The organism is Aquimarina aggregata (genome assembly GCF_001632745.1).
GTDB classification, from domain to species: domain Bacteria; phylum Bacteroidota; class Bacteroidia; order Flavobacteriales; family Flavobacteriaceae; genus Aquimarina; species Aquimarina aggregata.
In genome coordinates, this window is sequence record NZ_LQRT01000016.1 from 1 (window position 1) to 21,674 (window position 21,674).

At 32.6% G+C, this 21,674-nt stretch carries 15 protein-coding genes; 8 read left to right on the forward strand and 7 right to left on the reverse strand.

Annotated elements, in window-relative coordinates:
* The 4 genes from AWE51_RS14880 to AWE51_RS14895 all read right to left on the reverse strand — a co-directional run.
* The coding region (locus AWE51_RS14880; protein ID WP_066314824.1) for a hypothetical protein at positions 1-244 on the reverse strand (244 nt) is incomplete at its 3' end.
* Between the two features lie 331 nt (positions 245-575).
* Positions 576-932, reverse strand: a complete 357-nt coding sequence (locus AWE51_RS14885; protein ID WP_066314827.1) for an SPW repeat domain-containing protein — start codon at positions 930-932, stop codon at positions 576-578.
* Positions 933-951: 19 nt separating this feature from the next.
* Positions 952-1,317, reverse strand: a complete 366-nt coding sequence (locus AWE51_RS14890; protein ID WP_066314828.1) for a hypothetical protein — start codon at positions 1,315-1,317, stop codon at positions 952-954.
* Between the two features lie 276 nt (positions 1,318-1,593).
* Positions 1,594-2,475 carry an AraC family transcriptional regulator gene (locus AWE51_RS14895; RefSeq protein WP_066314831.1) on the reverse strand — a complete coding sequence of 294 codons (882 nt, stop codon included), beginning with the start codon at positions 2,473-2,475 and terminating at the stop codon, positions 1,594-1,596.
* A gap of 229 nt (positions 2,476-2,704) precedes the next feature.
* Between AWE51_RS14895 and AWE51_RS14900 the strand changes: the two genes are divergently transcribed.
* The 7 genes from AWE51_RS14900 to AWE51_RS14930 all read left to right on the forward strand — a co-directional run bounded on the left by AWE51_RS14900 (position 2,705) and on the right by AWE51_RS14930 (position 15,938).
* Positions 2,705-3,811, forward strand: a complete 1,107-nt coding sequence (locus tag AWE51_RS14900) for a glycoside hydrolase family 26 protein (RefSeq protein ID WP_066314864.1) — start codon at positions 2,705-2,707, stop codon at positions 3,809-3,811.
* Positions 3,812-3,835: 24 nt separating this feature from the next.
* Positions 3,836-5,245, forward strand: coding sequence for an MFS transporter (locus tag AWE51_RS14905; RefSeq protein ID WP_066314833.1), 1,410 nt, complete (start codon positions 3,836-3,838; stop codon positions 5,243-5,245).
* A 14-nt stretch (positions 5,246-5,259) separates the two neighbouring features.
* A complete protein-coding gene (locus tag AWE51_RS14910; protein WP_066314835.1) occupies positions 5,260-6,450 on the forward strand; it encodes a glycoside hydrolase family 130 protein in 1,191 nt (396 codons plus the stop codon).
* The gene (locus AWE51_RS14915; protein WP_066314839.1) at positions 6,450-7,631 is read left to right on the forward strand and encodes an AGE family epimerase/isomerase; all 1,182 of its coding nucleotides are present in this window, start codon (positions 6,450-6,452) and stop codon (positions 7,629-7,631) included. The genes AWE51_RS14910 and AWE51_RS14915 overlap by 1 nt, the downstream gene beginning before the upstream one ends.
* Before the next feature lie 64 nt (positions 7,632-7,695).
* On the forward strand, positions 7,696-10,758 hold the full coding sequence (locus AWE51_RS14920) for a SusC/RagA family TonB-linked outer membrane protein (protein WP_082832460.1): 3,063 nt from the start codon (positions 7,696-7,698) through the stop codon (positions 10,756-10,758).
* A 10-nt stretch (positions 10,759-10,768) separates the two neighbouring features.
* Positions 10,769-12,523, forward strand: a complete 1,755-nt coding sequence (locus AWE51_RS14925; protein WP_066314866.1) for a RagB/SusD family nutrient uptake outer membrane protein — start codon at positions 10,769-10,771, stop codon at positions 12,521-12,523.
* Positions 12,524-12,689: 166 nt separating this feature from the next.
* A complete protein-coding gene (locus tag AWE51_RS14930) occupies positions 12,690-15,938 on the forward strand; it encodes a VCBS repeat-containing protein (protein WP_232517392.1) in 3,249 nt (1,082 codons plus the stop codon).
* 11 nt (positions 15,939-15,949) lie between these two features.
* On the opposite strand, the gene AWE51_RS14935 is transcribed toward AWE51_RS14930, so the two are convergent.
* The 3 genes from AWE51_RS14935 to AWE51_RS14945 all read right to left on the reverse strand — a co-directional run bounded on the left by AWE51_RS14935 (position 15,950) and on the right by AWE51_RS14945 (position 18,978).
* Positions 15,950-16,894, reverse strand: a complete 945-nt coding sequence (locus AWE51_RS14935; protein WP_066314841.1) for an ornithine cyclodeaminase family protein — start codon at positions 16,892-16,894, stop codon at positions 15,950-15,952.
* Entirely contained in the window at positions 16,891-18,015 is a 1,125-nt protein-coding gene (locus AWE51_RS14940; RefSeq protein ID WP_066314842.1) for an aminotransferase class I/II-fold pyridoxal phosphate-dependent enzyme, read from the reverse strand. Before AWE51_RS14940 ends, AWE51_RS14935 begins: the two co-directional genes overlap by 4 nt.
* 90 nt (positions 18,016-18,105) lie before the next feature.
* Positions 18,106-18,978, reverse strand: coding sequence for a helix-turn-helix domain-containing protein (locus tag AWE51_RS14945; protein WP_066314844.1), 873 nt, complete (start codon positions 18,976-18,978; stop codon positions 18,106-18,108).
* A 507-nt stretch (positions 18,979-19,485) separates the two neighbouring features.
* Here AWE51_RS14945 and AWE51_RS14950 point away from each other — a divergent pair.
* Entirely contained in the window at positions 19,486-21,567 is a 2,082-nt protein-coding gene (locus tag AWE51_RS14950; protein ID WP_066314846.1) for a family 43 glycosylhydrolase, read from the forward strand.
* The last annotated feature ends 107 nt before the right edge of the window (positions 21,568-21,674 follow it).

A 21,674-nucleotide genomic window follows, 5' to 3' on the forward strand; every position in this document is an offset into this window, starting at 1 on the left:
AGGTGAACTCTGAGGCAGATTCATTACCATCAACTATAGTAGCATGATGAGTAATTCCGTTTACTTGTGCAATTGCACCGGCAAATCCTTCCATTTTTTGAACCATTTGTTCTTTGTTAGTAGTTGTTCCGCCATTATAGTCTGATGTTGAAGCGTTGTCTGCAAAAAATTGTTGAACTGCGTCTACTATAGCTCCTGTTGATACTACACTGTCCATTTCTGCAACTTTTGATTTAATATCCATTTTGTAATTGTTATAAGATTAATGTTTTAATTATAGGGGCAAAGTTAGAGGAGGAATAAGGGTTTTGACCTACAAAAAAAACGCAAAAAATTGTACTTTCTGGATTAAAAAAACGCTGAAAATAGGGGCTTAGTAAGATCAAATAATCAGCTATATATTTCTAGAGTTAAACTTGAAATTAATTCAATAGAAAAAGGGTATGGATTTTAAATCCATACCCTTTTCAAATAAGTTTTATGATACTGTTTTTAGTAATTTACATGATGTTTTCTTATATCATTACCAGTACTAAAAACTCGCTATTCTATTCATAATATTCGTATTACAATTATTATGCAGTCACAGGATCACCCTTATGAAGGTTTACCACCAATAACACAGTTGCACCAATAATCCAATAGTAATATGCATCTATCCCTTCAAAACTTAAAAGGAAAGGTGCTACCACAAAAACTACACCTACCAAGAAATCTACAATTAGATGTACTTTATAAGGTATTACGCGTAGCGCTCCTAAATGATGATTAGTAAGCAAGGTTAAAATAAAAGCTGCTATGCCTGTAGCAACAGATAATTGCAAAGCAAGTGGATTTGAACTTCCTAATCCTAATAGGAATGGTAGTGCCATTAAAGAAATAGCTACTGGGTAATCTAAGAATGCATGTATTCTTTTAGTTACAAATTTCATAGTTTCTAGTTTTATATTATTAAATTTTTGTTTTATGTGAGTTAAAATATTTTTCCTTGATGACTAGACCTTTATCATTCCAGATTCGATATATAATCTCGTGCCAATAAATAGTATTGTTTCTTGTAAGATTAAAATCGAAAGTAAACTCTGAAATAGAAACATTCCCATCTGTAATGGTTGAATGATGCGTGATGCTATTAATTTTACCAACAGCGTCTGTGATCGCTTGCATTTTTTCTAATGCTTGCACTTTATTGTTGGTTCGCACTCCTTTATAATCTAGAGTGATTACATTATCAGCAAAGAATTGCTCAACAGCAGCTATCATAAAACCTTGAGATACCAATGTATCTAGATCTTTTACTAAAGATTTAATATCCATACTCTATAATTTTAATGTCTTATAATATGTTAGTTATAAGAATATTACAAATGTATGAGCAAAGAGAAGATCTATGAGTACAAAAAAAACGCAAAAAATTGCACTTTTTATTTTTGGTGTCGTAAAGGAGTAAATATTTTGCCTTAAAAGGTGTAGTTATGTGTTTTTAACTTTGTAAAATCAAGATAGGGTGTTTTAATAGTAGTAGAGGTTTGTAATAATTCTTTATTAATAAAATGAAAAAGATTTAGAGAATAATACCAAATATTGTTCGTATCAAAATACACGTTTTACACCTTCAAAATCCTTTTTATACTCAGAAGGAGTACATCCTTTATTGGTTTTAAATACGCGATTAAAATTAGATACATTATTAAAACCACAATTGTAAGCTATTTCGGCAATAGAGGTATCTTTCTCTAATAACCATTGAGCTGCAAAACCTATGCGCATATCGTTTAGATACTCAACAAAAGTTTTTCCGGTTCTACTCTTCATAAATCTTCCAAAGGTAACCTCTGTCATATTAACTAATGATGCCAGATCTTGTACTTTAATTTTTTGATGAAAGTTTTTCTGTAAATAATCATAAACGACTTTTATCTTATCACTATTATGAAAATCTTCTTTTACTGGAGAATATGTTGATAATGTTTTTTGTCCTTTAGAAATTGCTAATGCATGTAAAAGAGAAATCAGCGAAAGAAAATAATCTAATCCATGTAGATTCATGATATTTTTGATTTTAGGACACAATTCTTGAGCAGTTGCTTTAGAAAATAATATTCCATGAGTAGAATTTTCAAACATATCCTGAATCGGTTTCATAATAGACCTACTTAGTAGTTTTTCCTGAAATAAATCATTATGAAATTGAATAGTTATTTCATGTATTTTTTTTTCAATACAATTATTTAATGTCCAACCATGAAGAAGATTTGGTCCCACAAGTACTAGTTCAATATCATCGATCTCTGCGATATGATCGCCAATGATTCGCTTAACCCCTTTTCCATTATAAATAAAATTAAGTTCATATTCTGGATGAAAATGTATAGGAAAGTCAAAACTATCCTTAATTCTATCAAAAACAAGAAAACAATCTTTAGGTGTTAACGGAGTAATTTCTCTATGTATGTTTTGTTCTAACAAGGTCATGACGTAAGAATTAGTATATAAAATGATAAAATAGTATTAATTTCTAAATACTTCAGGAGCTACATTTGTCATTGTTAAGAATTTAGCAAATCATAAAATATAATTCACAAAAAATGACAATATTTTACGAATAAAGTTAATATTTTTTACAAACTCTTAAAACTAAAAAATATTTTTACAAATGTTAATTAAATTTCGTGATGCTTATAACCTGTTGAATTTCAGTTCAATGTTGCTTTTTGTTAAAATAGTATCACTTTTGTTTTTTCTTCAATCTTGTAAATCGAATAGTGCTTTATTAAAAAAAGAAACAACTTTAGTAGATACTCATGCCAGTAGACATGCCAGGTTTTTATTTAATAAAATTAAGATGATCCCTAAACAGGGATATGCTTTTGGTCATCAGGACGCAACTGCTTACGGAATAGGATGGAAAAACAATGGAAAGCAATATCAAAGTGATGTTTATGATGTTACAGGAGATTATCCTGCCGTTTATGGATTTGAGATAGGTCATATAGAGTTAGGACATGCTTTTAATCTGGATACTGTTAATTTTAAAATGATGAAAAAACTTATTCGGAAGGCTCATAAAAAAGGAGGTATTATCACAATAAGTTGGCATCCAAATAATCCTGTTTCGGGTAAAAGCGCATGGGACACAATACCAGCGGTAGAGGATATACTCTCTGGTGGTGTTCTTCATGCTAAATATAAAGATTGGCTCTTAAAAGTGGCAAACTTTTTAAATCATTTAAGAACCTCATGGGGTCAAAAAATTCCTGTAGTATTTAGACCTTATCATGAAATGAATGGCAGTTGGTTTTGGTGGGGGAAAGATAGTTGTAGTCCGCAACAATATAGACAGCTTTGGATAGAAACAGTAAAACAACTGAAAACATATAAAGTAAATAATGTTTTATTTGCTTATTCTCCTAATAAGCTAAAAGATAAAGCTGACTATTTAAAATATTACCCGGGAGATGAATATGTAGATATACTTGGTATCGATATTTATCAGCACACCACTACCGAAGATTTTATTAAAGCCATTACAGAAGATATTGCAGTAGTTAAAAATATTGCTCTTGAAAAAAACAAACCCTTTGTTTTGTCAGAAGCAGGATTAAATAAAGTAGCAGTAACCAATTGGTGGGTTGATGTTTTAGATAAACATATTGCAAACACAGGAATTTCTTGGGCTTTATTCTGGAGAAATGCATGGCCAAGCCATTATTTTGTACCCTATCCAGGTCATAAGAATGCTAGTGATTTTAAAGCTTTTAAAAACTTATCTCATGTTCTTTTTTTAGAAGATATAAAAAAAGTGAAATAGCATTTTATAATCAAGATATTATATATGAAACAATTAAAAACTCAAAAATTAAAATACAAGGAAAAAATAGGATATGGGTTTGGTGATTTTGCATCCTCAATGTTCTGGAAAATGTTCTCGGTTTATTTACTATTTTTTTATACAGATGTTTTTGGTATTTCTGCAGCTGTTGTGGGAACAATGTTTTTAATTACCAGAATCTTTGATGGCGCCAACGACCCGATCATGGGTATTATAGCAGATAGAACGAATACAAAATGGGGTAAATTTAGACCATACTTGTTATGGGTAGCAGTGCCTTTTGGAATTATTGGGGTGTTAACATTTACAACTCCAAACCTAAGTATGACCGGCAAGGTAATTTATGCCTATACTACATATTGTTTAATGATGATTATATATACGGCTATAAATGTCCCTTATGCATCATTACTAGGTGTTATGACTTCGGATTTAAAAGACCGTACTTCATTAGCAACTTATAGATTTATTTTCGCATTTGCCGGCAGTATTTTAGTATTAGCCCTAGCAGAACCATTAGTCGAGTTTTTTAGTAATACAAATGCAAAAAGTAATAATGCACAACAAGGTTGGCAATTTACGATGATAGTATTTTCTATAATTGCAATACTCTTTTTTTTAGGAACCTTTTACTTAACCAAAGAACGCATAAAACCTCCGAAAGAGCAGAAAACTTCATTAAAAGCTGACTTAAAAAACTTAGCGACCAATAAACCTTGGTTTGTACTTTTAGGAGCAGGTGTTTGTTCTTTAATCTTTAATTCTCTAAGAGATGGATCAACAATTTATTATTTTAAATATTTTTTTGAACATCAAGAAGCCTTTAAATTACCATTAATAGAACTTTCGATAACATTTAGTACACTGTATTTGGTTCTTGGACAAGTAGCTAATATTGTGGGTGTACTAATGGCAAAAATAATCTCTGATAGAATAGGAAAGAAAAACACTTTTTTTATAGCAATGTTCATTGCCACTATTTTAAGTTGCATCTTTTTTTGGTTTAAAGAAAATGACCTGATATTAATATTCATTTTTCAATTCTTTATTAGTGTTTGCGCAGGAATTGTTTTTCCGCTGCTATGGTCAATGTATGCGGATATAGCCGATTATTCAGAGTGGAAAACAGGGCGTAGAGCTACAGGACTTATATTTTCATCTTCTTCAATGTCTCAAAAAATGGGTTGGACACTTGGGGGAGCCTTGACTGGATGGATGTTAGCATTTTACGGATTTGAAGCTAATGCGATACAAACAGAAGAAGCAAAAATAGGAATCAGAATGATGCTCAGTTTTATGCCTGCAATAGGAGCATTGCTTTCAGCAATTTTTATATGGTTTTATACATTGGATGATGTATTCATGTTAAAAATAAATAAAGAATTAACAAATAAACGAAATCAAGAAATTTAATATTAAGTAATCAAATGATTGATAATAGAAATATACAGTCTGGAGTCACTATTTTCGATACTCTTTTTAAAGAGCATGAAATACTATTAAATAGAAGAAACAAAGCAGTAGCGCGCCATAATGGAATTTATAAAAGATATGAATTTCCGGTACTTACTGCCGATCACGCTCCTTTACATTGGCGATATGATTTAAATGTTCAAACGAATCCCTTTTTTATAGAACGAATAGGTGTAAACGCTACTTTTAACTCTGGAGCCATAAAATGGAAAGGTAATTATTTATTATGTGTACGAGTAGAAGGGTATGATCGAAAATCTTTTTTTGCAATTGCAGAAAGCCCCAACGGAATAGATAATTTTAGATTTTGGGATAAACCGGTAGTAATGCCAGAGACCGAAACCCCTGATGTTAATCTCTATGATATGCGTCTTACAAATCATGAAGATGGTTGGATATATGGGATTTTTTGTACAGAGAGAAAAGACTCTTGTGCTAAAGCGAACAATTTATCAGGAGCGATTGCAAATGCAGGGATTGCACGTACAAAAGATCTTATTAACTGGGAGAGACTTCCAGATCTTATAACACCTTCTAATCAACAACGTAATGTAGTGTTACATCCTGAGTTCGTAAACGGAGAATATGCGTTATATACAAGACCACAGGATGGATTTATAGAAACAGGAAATGGTGGTGGTATCGGTTTAGGGTATACTAAATCAATGGAAAATGCAGTCATAAAAGAAGAAAAAGTCATTTTCAATAAAGTTTTCCATACGGTTTATGAACTAAAAAATGGATTGGGTCCTGCTCCTCTAAAAACAGAAAAAGGATGGTTGCACCTAGCTCATGGAGTGCGTAGTACTGCATCAGGTTTACGTTATGTACTCTATTTGTTTATGACTGCTTTACATGATATTGGCGAAGTAATTTATCGCCCGGGAGGTTATTTTATGGCTCCTAATGAGAATGAAATCATAGGGGATGTAGGAAATGTTTTGTTCTCAAATGGTTGGATTCAAGATCCAGACGGAACAGTATTTATTTACTATGCCTCATCAGATGTTAGAATGCATGTCGCTGTATCTACAGTAGAAAGGCTAGTTGATTATTGTATGAATACACCTCAGGATGGTTTATCTAGTAAAGAATCTGTGAAAGTAATACATCATTTAATTGAAAAGAATAAAGGATTGTACTAGTGAATCAGGAATTTCTACATAGCGTTACACATGAGTTAGCTAATATTCTAAATTATTGGAAAACGAATACTATCGATAAAAAACATGGAGGATATTTAGGTAGGATTGATCATTTTAATCAAGTTATAGATAAATCATCTAAAGGAATTATTCTTAATTCTAGAATTCTTTGGACATTTTCTGCCGCATCAAATCATTATCAAAATGATGCGTATAAAGTAGAGTGCATTACGGCATACCAATATTTACAGAGTTGTTTTCGTGATAATAATAATGGTGGGGTATACTGGAAAGTTAACTATTTAGGAGAACCTCTAGAAACAAAAAAACAGACATATGCGCAGGCCTTTACAATTTATAGTCTTGCAGAATATTATAAGTATTGCAATAAAAAGGAAGTGTTAGAATGGGCCTTTGATTTGTTTGAATTAGTTGAAGAAAAAACAAAAGATCAAGAGTTTGATGGGTATATAGAAGCTTTTGAAAAAAATTGGGGCTCTTTACAAGATATGCGCTTAAGCGATAAAGACCTTAATGCACCAAAAACAATGAATACGCATTTGCATATTCTAGAAGCATATACGACACTTTTTGAAGTTACTAATAATAGCAAAGTAGAAAAAGCTTTAAAGGCACTTATAGATTTATTTTTAGATCAGTTTGTTTCAGAAAACAATCATTTTAAGTTATTCTTTTCAAAAGACTGGAAAAATCTCTCACACGAAACTTCATTTGGACATGATATAGAAGCTGCTTGGTTATTGCTAAATGCATCAAAACAATTAAATGATCTTAGTTATATCAAAAAAACTGAAATACTAGCTTTAAAAATTGTAGATACTTTTTTAGAAGAAGCAATAGATCAGGATTTTGGGGTGTTTAATGCCATTAATCAAAAGACTAATAAACTTGATTTTGATAAGCATTGGTGGCCGCAAGCAGAGGCAATTGTAGGATTACTATATGTATGGGAAATAACCAACGATAAAAAATACCTAGCTATAGCAAATAAAGTTTGGGCATTTATAGAACGATATATTATAGACTTCGATAATGGAGAATGGTATTTTAGGGTAGATCGTCACGGTGTATCCTACCAAAACGAAAATAAAGTAGGCCCCTGGAAATGTCCTTATCATAATACCAGAGCCTGTATAGAGATGATAAGAAAACTAAAATAAACCATAGAAAATGATGATTCTATACCGATACTGACTTAAAAATTAATTAACTAAATATACTCTTATGTCCAAAACCAAACTTTTATTAATCACCCTGTTTTTAGGGGTGATACAACTAGGCTGGTCACAGAAAATAGTGACTGGTACTGTAACAGATGATAAAGGCACTCCTATTTTGGGTGCTAATGTACTTGTCAAAGATACCAATCGGGGTACTACTACAGATTTTGATGGTAAGTTTACTATAGAAGTATCAAGTTCAGAAACCTTAGTTTTTAGTTCACTCGGGTTTACTTCACAAACTGTTCTTGTAGGAGATCAAATTTCTATAAATATTACAATGACAGAAGAAGCTAGTGCGCTAGCAGAAGTTGTAGTCACAGGATATTCAACCCAGAGTACTAGAGATATTACTGGATCTGTTTCTATAGTGAAAGCTGAAGATCTAGAAGCTACTTCGCCGTTAAACGTAGAAGAAGCCTTGCAAGGGCAAAGTTCTGGGGTGGTTGTCGGTAATCAAGGAGGTCCTGGTCAAGGTGCAGTAGTTCGTATTCGGGGGTATGGAACGATAAATGGTAATGACCCATTATATATAATTGATGGTACTCCAACTGGAGCTGGACTTACAGATATAAACCCAAATGATATTGAATCAGTTCAGGTGTTAAAAGATGCTTCTTCTGCAGCTATTTACGGAAACCGAGCTGCAAATGGTGTTATTATTATAACCACTAAAAGTGGAAAAAGAAACTCAAAAATTAACTTTTCGGCTAATGCCTATGTAGGTGTCGATTTTATTCCAAACAGTGTATTTCCCGATTTAGCCTCACCACAACAATTAGCTGATGCAATTTGGCAGGCAGCGACAAATGATGGTACAACACCAAGTAATCAACAATATGGAAACGGCGCTAGCCCATTAATACCTGTTTATTTATTTCCGCAAGGAGCCCAAACAGCAGATGAAAGTTCATATAACTTTCCTGATAATAGAATCACAAGAGCAAACTCGCAAGGGACAGATTGGTTTGACGAATATTTTAATGCAGCTACCATTAAAAATTTTAATATAAGCGCATCAGGAGGATCAGAAAATTCTAGAGCATTTATGTCGCTTAGTGCTTTAGATCAAGAAGGAGTTGCTTATGAGACCGATTTTTTAAGATATACCTTACGAGCAAACTCTTCTTTTAACGTTACAGATAGATTTAGAATAGGAGAAAATGTAACTATTTCTTATGCAGAACAAACAATACCTCCTGGGGTAGATGTTGATGATGGAACAATTGCGTCATTGTATCGAATCAACCCTCTAATACCAGTTAGAGATATAGGAGGTAATTTTGCAGGATCAGGAGTAGGTGGTTTAGGAAATGGAAAAAATCCGATTGCTATTGCAGATAGAAATAAAGATAATGCTATTCTTACCTTACGTGCGTTAGGTAATTTTTATGGAGAATTTGATGTTGTCCAAGGCTTAACGTTTAAATCAAATCTAGGATTTGATCTTGAATCAATAAACACTACAAATTTTGAACCTGCATCTGTAGAAGGTGAATCACCAACAAATAATTTGCTAACAGAATCATCATCATTCGCGACCACCTATACATGGTTTAATACCTTAACATATACCAAGACTTTTGGTGAACACACAATAGATATATTAACAGGTACAGAATTTAACAAACAAAAATTTAGAAATTTCGGAGCAAATAGAGGTGGTTTTATTTTTGATGATGTAGTCGATATTCGGTACCTGGATCTGGGCACAACTTCTTACGGTGGTTTCGGAAACGGATTTATTACATCATACTTTTCAGCATTTGGTAAAGCAGATTATAAATTAAAAGATAGATACTTATTAAGCGCAACAGTGCGTTACGATAGTTCTTCAATATTTAGTAAAGGTAATAGAGATGGCGTGTTTCCATCGTTTAGTGCCGGTTGGAGAGTGACAAATGAGAGTTTTCTAGAAGATTCTAATGCAGTTAATGATTTGATGTTAAAAGTAGGATATGGTATCACAGCCAATAACGGATCTATTAATGCTACCTCAAGAGTAAATACCTTTTCTGCAAACACCGATTTTTTTGCCTATCCTACAAGTAACGAAGTCTCAGCAGTGGGATATGGATTGGGATCAAGAGGAAATCCTGATCTAGAATGGGAGACGACAACTACTTTTAATATCGGTATTACATCTAAATTGTTTAATGCCTTAGATGTTAACCTTGAATATTACAATGCCACTACTGAAGATATGTTATTGTTTGTTCCTGATGATCCTACTGTTTTAGGGCAGAATAACGGAAGGATAGAGAACTTGGGAGAAATGAATAACAAAGGATTTGACGCAAGTTTAGGCTATAGTAACCCTAAAACTAATGCTTTTACATATAATGTTAGCTTTAATATATCGTCTTATAAAAATGAAGTTGTTTTTTTGGATGAAGAAAACCTTAATACTTTTATTCAAGGAGATCGGGTAAGAGATCAGTTACCCAATAGAACCCAAGCAGGTCAACCTCTTGCTTCATTTTATGGAAAAGTTTTTACCGGGATAGGACCCGATGGAAGAATGCAGTTTGCTAATAATGGAGAACAACAGTTTATTGGCAACCCTCACCCTGATTTTACCTATGGCTTAAATTTTAACGCAGCATATAAGAATTTTGACTTTTCACTACTATTACAAGGGTCTCAAGGAAATGATTTATATAATTTCATGAAGTTTTTCACTGATTTCAATACATTTCCAGGAGCCAAAAGTATAAATTATGTAACTCAAAATGGTTTACCTGCATTAACTAACGAAGCCGATATTATTTTGGCAGAATCTGCCCAATCTTCCTTTTATATAGAAGACGGTTCTTATGTAAGGTTAAAAAATATAGTAATAGGATATTCAATACCAGAAGCAGTATCAAAAAAATTAGGTGTTCAAAAAATCAGATGGTATCTTCAAGGAAGAAATTTGATAACATTAACAGATTATACTGGACTTGATCCTGAAGTAAATTTAAGAAACGTAGGAGGAACTAATCCAAATCTAACCATTGGTTTGGATAGTGGAGTTTATCCAATAAATAGATCTATAATATTTGGCTTCAATGTTTCATTTTAAAAAGATAATCATGAAAAAAATAATAACAATAATAACTGTTTTTACGATCGTATTCTTCTCGTGTGAAGATGAGTTAAATGTACCTGTTCAATCTGCTATTTCAGGTGATGAGGTACCATTAAACGCGGCGTTTATAGAAACTCAAGTTGTTGCAGCATATGCAATGCTAGATGGAAATAGAGATAATGAAAATGTATGGCGAGCAGCCCCATCAAATTGGGTGTATGGAGAAGTTACTTCGGATAATGCTTACAAAGGTAGTGATGCAGGAGACCAATCCGAAATAACAGCTTTTGAAACGTATGCAGGAGCACCTCAAAACTCATACGTAGATTATAAATGGATTTCGGTTTTTGAAGGAGTAGCACGAACAAATGGAGTTATCAATTCTATAAATAAAGGGATCGCAGCTGGAACAATAACAGCAGCAGAAGCAAATGATTTTATGGCAGAAGCAAGATTTCTGAGAGCACATTATCATTTTGAAGCTAAAAAAATATGGGGTAATATTCCTTTTGTAGATGAAACAATTACTCAAAGTATCACAAATGTTGACGTAGATGTATGGACGCCTATAGAAATTGATTTTCAATATGCCATAGATAATCTACCAGAAGAAAGTAGGCGTGTTGGAGGTGCTAATTCTTGGAATGCAAAAGTCTATTTAGCAAAAGCACATATGTATCAATTAGATTATGATGCTGCCAAACCTTTACTTGATGATGTAATCAATTCAGGTCCTTACTCGTTAAATACATTTTTTCATGATAATTTTGATGCCGATACAAACAATAGTACAGAATCTGTTTTTGCAGTACAGTATGCAGTAAACGACGGGAGTAACGATAGTAGTAATGGTAACTATGGCGATATCCTAAATCATCCCCATAATAGTCCTATTGGCGCAGGGTGTTGTGGCTTTTTTCAGCCCTCTCATGATTTGGTAAATGCATATTTAACAGATGCATCAGGATTACCATTAATAAGAAATTTACCTACAGATCCTGCTAACTATGTTAAAAACGTAGACCCCAGCGATATTATAGGAACCGATACAGACGGTAGCTCAATACCAAGAAATAGAGATAATGATTCATTTGTTTCAGAAACTAGAAATCTAGACCCTAGATTAGATTGGACAGTAGGTAGAAAAGGTATTCCTTTTAATGGTTGGGGTGATTTTCCAGGATTGGCATGGACCAGAGACCCTGCAAATGGCGGTCCTTATGTTTCAAAGAAAATAGTTTATCGCGCAGATCAACAAGGAACGGTAAATACAGCAACCGGTTGGGCAACAACAGTCAACGCAATTAATACAAATATCATTCGATTTTCAGAAGTATTACTATGGAGAGCAGAAATAGCTGCCGATGAAGGAGATTTGGGAACAGCCGTAACGTATGTAGATAGAGTCCGAGCAAGAGCAGCTAACCCAGCAGGGTGGGTTAAAAGAGATGATGGTACAGATGCCGCTAATTATGTTATTGGGTTATATGCCGACAATGGGGGGTTTTCGGATATAGATTTTGCTCAAGAAGCTATTTTGTTTGAATATAGATTAGAAACAGCTTTAGAAGGACATCGCTTTTTTGATTTGGTAAGACGCAAGAAAGCAGACCAAGTATTAAATGGATACTTAACTAGAGAACAATTTAGAAGTTATTTGTCTTCTGCCACATATGCAGATACGAAGTCGATTTTTCCGATCCCACAATCTGTTATTGACTTAAGTAAAGGAGTTATCAAACAAAATACAGGATATTAAAGTAAATAGAGTTGATTTATTTTAGTTAAAGAGCAGAGCGTATCATGATTGTGCTCTGTTCTTTTTAATTTGATTTTATGAATACAGTTAACCTTAATTATTCGATAGTATGTCGTTAAAGTTTAAGTTTTTGAGTAGTCTTTGTTGTATTTGTTTGTCAATGCTCATGTCATGTCAGGATGAGTTAAAAACTTCAGAAAAGCAATTTAGAAGACTTACAAAAGAACAAACTAAAATCAATTTTCAAAATACACTTACCGAAAATGATTCTATAAATTACTTTAGCTATTCTTACCTTTATATGGGCGGTGGTATAGCTGTGGGTGATATAAATAATGATGGTTATACAGACATATTCTTTACAGGAAATATGGTTCCTAATAAGTTGTATTTAAATCAAGGGAATTTAACTTTTAAGGATATTACTGCAGAGGCTAAGGTATCAGGAGGCAAACAATGGTTTACAGGAGTAACAATGGCAGATGTAAATGGAGATGGATATCTTGATATTTATTGCGCTGTTGCAGGAAAAAGTGAACCAAAAAACAACCTTCTATATATAAATAATGGGGATAGTACATTTACTGAAAAAGGAACAGAATATGGTGTCGATGATAAAGGAAATAGTGTTCAAGGAACTTTTTTTGACTATGATCTAGATGGGGATTTAGATCTTTATGTAGCCAATTATCCGCCTACTCGTTTTAGTGCCCCTAATGATTATTATTTATTCAAAATGAATACCGTAAAAGATGTTGAGAGTGATAAATTATATAGAAATGAAGGAGATCGATTTATAGATGTTACAGATGTGTCTGGAGTACGTTCTTTTGGTCTTACACTAAGTGCTACCGTAGGGGATTTAAATGAAGATGGGTGGCCCGATATCTATGTGTCTAATGATTTTAGTACACCAGATTATATGTATTTGAATAATCAGGATGGAACATTTAAAGAAGTACTTAAAACGGCCACCAAGCAGACTTCATTTTATGGTATGGGTGTAGATATTGCTGATTATAATAATGATGGGTTACTAGATATTTTGCAAGTTGATATGGATGCAAAGAATAACAGACGAGCAAAAGCTAATATGGCAAGTATGAATCCAGCTATTTTTTGGAGTACCGTAAATTCAGGATTCCATTATCAATATATGCATAACTCTTTACAAATGAATTCGGGAGTATTAAAAAATGATGTTCCAGATTTTAGCAATTTATCTCGTTTGGCAGGGGTTTCATCCACAGACTGGAGTTGGGGACCCTTATTTGCAGATCTTGATAATGACGGGTGGAAAGATATTTTTATTTCTAATGGTACAAGAAGAGAAATTAATAACAGGGATTACTTTAACCAACTTAGTAAAGTAAGAAATAAAAGAGATAGCTTATTAGAAAGATCGTTAGCCATTCCTTCAGAAAAAATCGACAATTTCGTCTTTCGTAATAAAGGAGATTTAACTTTTGAAAAGGTTAATACGTTATGGGGGATATCGTATAAAGGATTTTCTAATGGGTGTGTATATGTAGATTTAGATAATGATGGTGACCTTGAGATTGTAACCAATAATATTGATGATTATGCATCTGTTTTTGAAAATACAAATGTAGCAGCTAACAATTACATTTCTATTAAACTTAGAGGTCAAGAAAAAAATCCATACGGGATAGGAGCGAGAGTCTATGTTTCTACTTCAGAAAAAACGCAAATGCAAGAACTCTCATTAACCAGAGGGTTTCAATCTTCTGTAGCACCGAAACTTCATTTCGGTTTGAAAAAAGAAAATGAGATTTCGGAACTTAAAGTCATTTGGCCAGATAAAAGGCAACAAATAATTAAAAATATTCAATCAAATCAACAAATCGTATTAGATTACAAAAACGCAACGTTAATCAAAAAAACAACCACAGATAACGTAACAAAAGTTTTTACCACTGTTATTTCAGATTCCTTGAGGCTATCTCATAAACATGAAGAGAATGTATATGATGATTTTGCTAAAGAAATTTTATTACCACATAAAACCTCTGCCTTTGGACCTGGTATAGCAGTAGGGGATCTTAACGGAGATGATTTAGATGATCTTTATATAGGAGGCGCCGCTAAACATGTCGGAGGTCTTTATTATCAAACAAAAAATGGATTCGAAAAACAAGATAGTAACGCTATAAACAATGATAAAGCATATGAGGATCTAGGCGCACTTATTTTTGATGCAGATAATGATGGAGACAATGATCTTTATATAGTAAGTGGAGGAAACGAATATGGTAAAGATTCAGAATTGCTTCAAGATAGATTATATATCAATAATGGTTTGGGAGAGTTTTTTAAATCAGCTTCTGCTTTGCCTAAAATGATTACAAGCGGATCTAGAGTGTATGCCGAAGATTATGATAAGGACGGGGATTTAGATGTATTTATAGGTGGTCGTTTAGCACCTGGAAATTACCCATTACCAGCAAATAGTTATTTACTTGAAAATGTTTCAAAAAATGGAATAGCAAAATTTATAGATGTTACCTTAAAAAAAGCACCAGAACTTTACAAATTAGGAATGGTAACAAGTGCTGTCTGGACCGATTTTGATAAGGATGATTGGATCGATCTTATTATAGTAGGAGAATGGATGCCTATAAAAGTATTTAAAAATAATAAAGGGAAAGACTTTGTTGATATTTCTGAGCAAACGGGTTTACAGGATACTACTGGCTGGTGGTTTAGTTGTAAAGAAGGAGATTTTGATAATGATGGTGATAAAGACTTTATAATAGGAAACTTGGGTTTAAACTACAAATATCAAGCAAATGCAGAGGAGACTTTTGATATCTATTATCATGATTTTGATAGTAATATGACCAAAGATATTGTACTAAGTTATTTTAACGATGGTCAAAAATTTCCTGTAAGAGGAAGACAATGTTCATCTGATCAAATGCCAGGGATTAAAAATAAATTCAAGAACTATGCTTCTTTTTCTAATGCTACTCTAGAAGATATTTATACAAAAAAGTATTTAGAAGATGCATTGCATTATCAAGTAAAATCTTTTGCGAGTATATATCTTGAAAATAAAGATGGTAAATTTCAAATTCATCGATTACCTGTCGAAGCTCAAATATCAAGTGTTAATCAAATTTTAGTGCAAGATTTTGATAAAGATGGTAATCTAGATGCTCTTTTAGCGGGTAATTTATATAGTTCAGAAGTAGAAACTCCAAGAGCAGATGCCGGAATTGGTTTATTTTTAAAAGGAAAAGGAGATGGGGCTTTTAAACCAATTAATGCTAGCAAAAGTGGTTTCTATGCGCCTAATGATGTTAAAGATATGGCTACAGTTAAAACTTCTAAAGGGGACTTTATTATTTGTGCCAAAAACAATGATTATGTACAGCTCATAAAAATTAATTAATGAGCCAGTTTTTAAGCTAACTTATTCATGACTAAAGTGGCTGCTGCTAAATCTTGTGTGCCTAAACCTACAAGTTTTGCTATGGTTATTTTATTACTATCGCCAGAATACGTATTGTCAGAAAATGCTTTTCCAAATTCTATTGTTTTGTTTTTGAGTTGAGGTAATGATTTAAGTGCCGTAGAATATTCTCCATATTTTGAGTTTAAATCAAGACTATCTACAAAAACCATATCGGCTTTTTTAAAACAATCGATGTCTAACTCTTTTTTGAATGTGTCATCTGCACCAACGGCAGTAATGTGTTGTCCTTTTTGTAACCATTCTCCTTTTATTAAAGGAGTTTTACTAGAGGTTGTTGTGAGTATTATTGTGGTTGTCTTTACAGCTTCTTCAACAGAATTAGCAATGGTAATCGAGATGTTTTGAAGTTTTTTTTCTAATTTGTTTTTTAGAAGAATTGCGTTGTTCTTATTTCTTCCGTAGATCACCAAACTAGTTATTACTCTCAATTTACTTAGGGCTAAAACTTGATGATACGCTTGGATACCAGTACCGATAACAGAAACGGCATTTGATTGTTGTGATGCTACAACATTGGTTATTATGCCAACGGCAGCAGCTGTTCTTAAATCGGTTAAAGTTCCTTTATCATCCAATATTGCTTTTAATTCTCCGGTATTAGCATCAAAAAGAAAAATAGATCCATTATTAGGGGATTTATTTTGTTTTAAGTTATTAGGAAACATTGTAGCTACTTTTATAGAAAAGTAAGGATAACCATCGATTGCTGCTGTTTTTATATGTGCATCTGAGTTATTAGGGAAATGTAATAGATGTATAGGTATACCTATTAAACGAGATGAATTATAGTCAATAAATGATTGTTTAACAGGTTCAAATAAATCTTGTATTTCAATCAAAGATTGTATCTGTTCAAAAGAGACGTTTATCATGCTTTTAATAAATTTTGGATAACAAATACTTCAAATTGCTTAAGTGCTTCAGGTATTGTTGTTCTTCCGAAACCTATTCTAAAATAACCTTGAAGATCATAAATACTACTGGGTAGTAGTAAAACGCTTTGTTTGTGTAATACTGTTTGAGCAAAATTCATGTCTTCGGTATCAAACTTCATTTTTACAAAAGCTATTGGACCGGCATTTGGTTTATACCATGAAAATAAATCTTGATATGTTTCAAAAAAACGATCAAATAAAGGTAAGTTTTCATGAACGATATTAAGATTTCTTTCCAAAATCTTATTTCTATTTCTAAGGGCTACTTCGGCTAAAAATTCACTTGGACCAGCGTTACAAATAGTTGTATATTCTTTGAAAATAGCTATATTTTCTATGATTTTAGAATTTCGAGAAGCTATCCAGCCTATTCTTAAACCAGGTAATCCATATGTTTTAGACATCACCCCAACAGAAACACCATTTTCGTAAATATCTGCAAATGCAGGAATAGTATATTCAGATTTATGCTCTAATTCTCTGTAAACTTCATCACAAAAAATAATGATGTTGTGTGTTCGTGCTATTTCGACAATAGCTAATTGCTCTTCTTTAGAAAAGTGAAAACCAGTCGGATTATGAGGTGTATTAAGATATATGGCTTTAGTTTTGCTAGTCACCATTTTTTTTAATTCTTCCAGATCAAATGTCGGAATGTTATTTACGTACTTTACGTTCCATTTTTGAATTTTGCACCCAATACTTTCGGGTACAGAATGTAAAGACTGATAACATGGCGATTGTACAATAATTTCGTCTTGAGACTTAAGATTTGCCTGTGAAAACAAGAAGATAGGTTCTTGTGCACCTGTGCAAACTAATACATCTTCTGACGTAACTTTAGTGTAAATATTAGAGATTTCCTTTCTAAGTCGAGGGTGACCTTTTGTTTCTGTATACCCAAGCCATAAATTATGAAACTTATCGGTAGCTCCTTTTTCTAAAGAAAGTAATTCCTTTATGGTCATAGCCTCACAATCAGAATTGCAAAGAGAATACTTTGCAGAAAATTCATGAATAGTATAGTATCTTTCTAATTTGAAGGGTTTTATATTCATAATGTTACAGGATAAAAAGTAATAACGAAAATAAAATCTAGTCAGGAAAAAAGAGGAGAAAAACTTGCTAATTTTGGTTTAAATATATTTTTAATCTGAGATCATTTTTGTCCGGATTAGTTTCTGTAGATATTTTATATCCTTAAAACCAACAAGATCACAAATTTCAGAGAGAGCATACGTTTTTTTCTTAAGCAATTCTGAGGCAGAATTAATTCGTAATTGAATCAAATATTGATGCGGAGTTTTTCCTACCACCGATTTAAAAGACCTCAGAAAATGGTATTCAGACATACAGGCAATACTAGCTAAAATTGTTAGATTTAAGTCTTTTGCATAGCTAGATTGTATATACTCTTTGGTTTGATTAATTCGTTTAAATATCTCTAATCGAGTACTAGTCTTTTGATGATTAAGTTTGTCTGCCTGAACATATAATTGATAGTTTAAGCATAACAATTCTTCTATTATATAAATGTTGATTTCATTTTTGAGAAGTAAATTCTCACTTTTCGGTAACATCCCCAAAAGTTGATTGAGCAAGTAGACTAATCTTTTGCTTTTTTGTTGTTTAAATTCGAAAAATTCTACACTATTGTGTGAATAGTATGGGTTAGAAAGTAAAAGGTCATCTTTTTGAGTTAATCCAGCAAACACTTCTTTTTCTAAATCTTTTCTGAAATATAACGAAGCAGAATCTACTTCATCCTTAGAATCTATAATACTGGTATACGAATGATTTTCATTAATTATCAAGATAGATTCGGGATAAACTCGAATAGGAATATTATCTAAGACATAGGTTTCGGTACCTTTTAGAGTGGTTTTTACAGATAAAGGACCTTTTTTATCAATGTATGTGATTGATTTACTTTTGGCTTTTAATAGGATATTCCGAGACCATAGATCATTATAAAAATAACCTGAATTTAAATCTGGATCCGGGAATTGATTATACACCATTGTTTTTTATAATATTAAATAATAAAGGTTCACAATAATCTTCTGTAAATACCATGATTAGTTTCGATTCTCTATTAATTATAAAGTTACCCAAAAAAGTGATAAAACAATAAATTATAAAGTGAGTTATATTAATCCTTACCTTTAATAAATTGGTTTTACTATAACCTAAATACTTATTATAATATGTTTTGTGCTGTTATAATTTAATTTTTCTTGCTTATCGGTTTAACATGCTTTAAATGTTAAATTTTACTAAAAAAAGTTAATTATATTTTAATAATCTCAATAGCCAAAATAAGTGTTAATTATTGATGTTTACTAAATTAGTGTACTTCTTAAAATTTCCTTAAAAAGTTATGCAGATAAGAGTTTTGCAATTAACTTTTTAGATAAATCATAATCATACTATTTTATTGATGATGTAAAGATGTAAGAGACTTGTTTTTAAAAACAAAATTGCTTAGACATATTTTTCAAATATTGAAATTCTTAAAACCAACTTATATGAAAACTACAATTAAACTAACTGTCTTTTTTTTGAGTATGCTCTCTATGGGTATAATTCAAGCTCAAAATCCATTCGTAACAAATATTTATACCGCGGACCCTTCTGCTCGGGTATTTGGAGATAGACTGTACGTGTTTTCTTCTCACGATGTAAACACTTGTAATTCTAATCAAGGCAGCAATGGTTTCTGTATGCCTAACTATCATGCTTTTTCAACTACTGACGGAACAAATTGGACTGATCATGGTGTGATGCTCGACCAAAATGATGTCCCTTGGGTAGCCCGAAATAGTTACGGTATGTGGGCGCCCGATATTATAGAAAAAAACGGCACATATTATTTGTATTTTCCAGCGCCACCAGCCGATGGCAGTGGATTTAGAAGAATAGGAGTTGCTACCTCCAAAAGCCCTACCGGACCATTTGTACCAGAAAAGAATTATATGTCAGGAGTAAATGGTATAGACCCAGGGGTATTCACAGATACTAATGGCCAGTCTTATATCTATTGGGGCGGCGGTGAAACCTTAAAAGGCGCTAAACTTAGTGCGAATATGAAGTCTATAACTGGTCCAGTTGTTAACCTTAGAGGTTTGCCTTCGGGATATAAAGAAGGTAGCTACATGATCAAACGAAACGGAGTATACTATTTTACTTTCCCACATGCTAAAAGTGGCTCTGAAGAATTAGCTTACGCTACTGGGGATAACCCTTTAGGTCCTTTTACTTATAAGGGGCGATTTATGGACCGTTGGACCAATGGCTGTTGGACTAATCACCATTCTATGGTTGAATATAAAGGAAAATGGATACTTTTTTATCATCATAACAAAATTTCTAACAACGATAAGTTACGATCAATTGAAGCTGATTTTTTAACTTTTGGACCTAATAATACTATAAATAAAGTTATTTCTACTAGAAAAGGAATATCAGGAGGATTTGGTCCCGTAACTCAAGAACCTTTTGGAGGTGTAGCTCGTTCAATCCCAGGAACAATAGAAGCAGAAGATTATGATATAGGAGGTCAAGGTGTAGCATATAACGATACTGATCCTGTTAACAACGGTCCTAATGTATTTAGAGAAAATGAAGGTGTAGATATTGAAGCACGTGATGGAGGTAATAATGTAGGATGGACAGCAAATGGTGAATGGTTAGAGTATACCGTTAATGCAAACGCTGGGGCTTATGATCTGGAAGCAAGAATTGCGACTATCTCTACAGGAAAATCTATTGTGGCTAAATTAGATGGAGTGACTTTAGGTAGATTTAATCTCCCCAATACAGGAGGCTGGGGGGCTTTCCAAACAGTAAAAATTGAAAATGTAAGAATTGCAGGAGGTACTAATAAAATCCTTCGACTTGAGTTTGAAGGAGGAGGCACGAACATTAATTGGTTAAAATTTAACTCTAGAACTACAGATGGTGGAAATTGCGATGTGCCATATACTAGTAATGGAGTCACTATAGAACGACAAACGGTAAATTGGACTTCAGGTATTCTGGATATTTCATGTGCATCAAGTGTGGATGTTTCTTTGAGAGCTTCAGGGATAGGAGCTATGGAAAACGCAGACTTTTTAAATATTTATTATAAAATAAACGGAGGACCCCAAGTGACCATTCTAGAACATGTTAATACTTTTCCAGAAGAAATACTTACCGTTGATAATTTGAAGGGGAATACACTTGAAATCTTAGTGAAATCATATACTAGCTTTGCAGCAGAAGTTTATACAGTAGATGCTATTACAGTTAAATCTCAGGGTAGTGGTTTACAACAGACTTTAGCCCCAGAATTGATTTTAACAAATCAACCAGTTAGTGATCAAAATCAAGCTTTAGTATATCCTAACCCGTTATCAAGAGATAATTTTATATTGGATTTGCAAGGGTTTAATAATGATATTAATGTGAATATCTTTGACATAAAAGGCAGAGAAGTGTATCACACAACTACTACAAAAAGTAGTATAGATCTTAATAAAGAAGATATTTTCCCAAGTAAAGGGCTATTTATTTTGAAGATACGTAGTGCCAATAAAAGTCAACAACTGAAATTATTGATTAATTAAGTCAATAAATAAACATCAAAGTAATACTTTTTGATACATTCCGTAATAGACAAACAATGCTTTATAAACTAATAATTTATAAAGCATTGTTTTTTAAAATCTAGAAG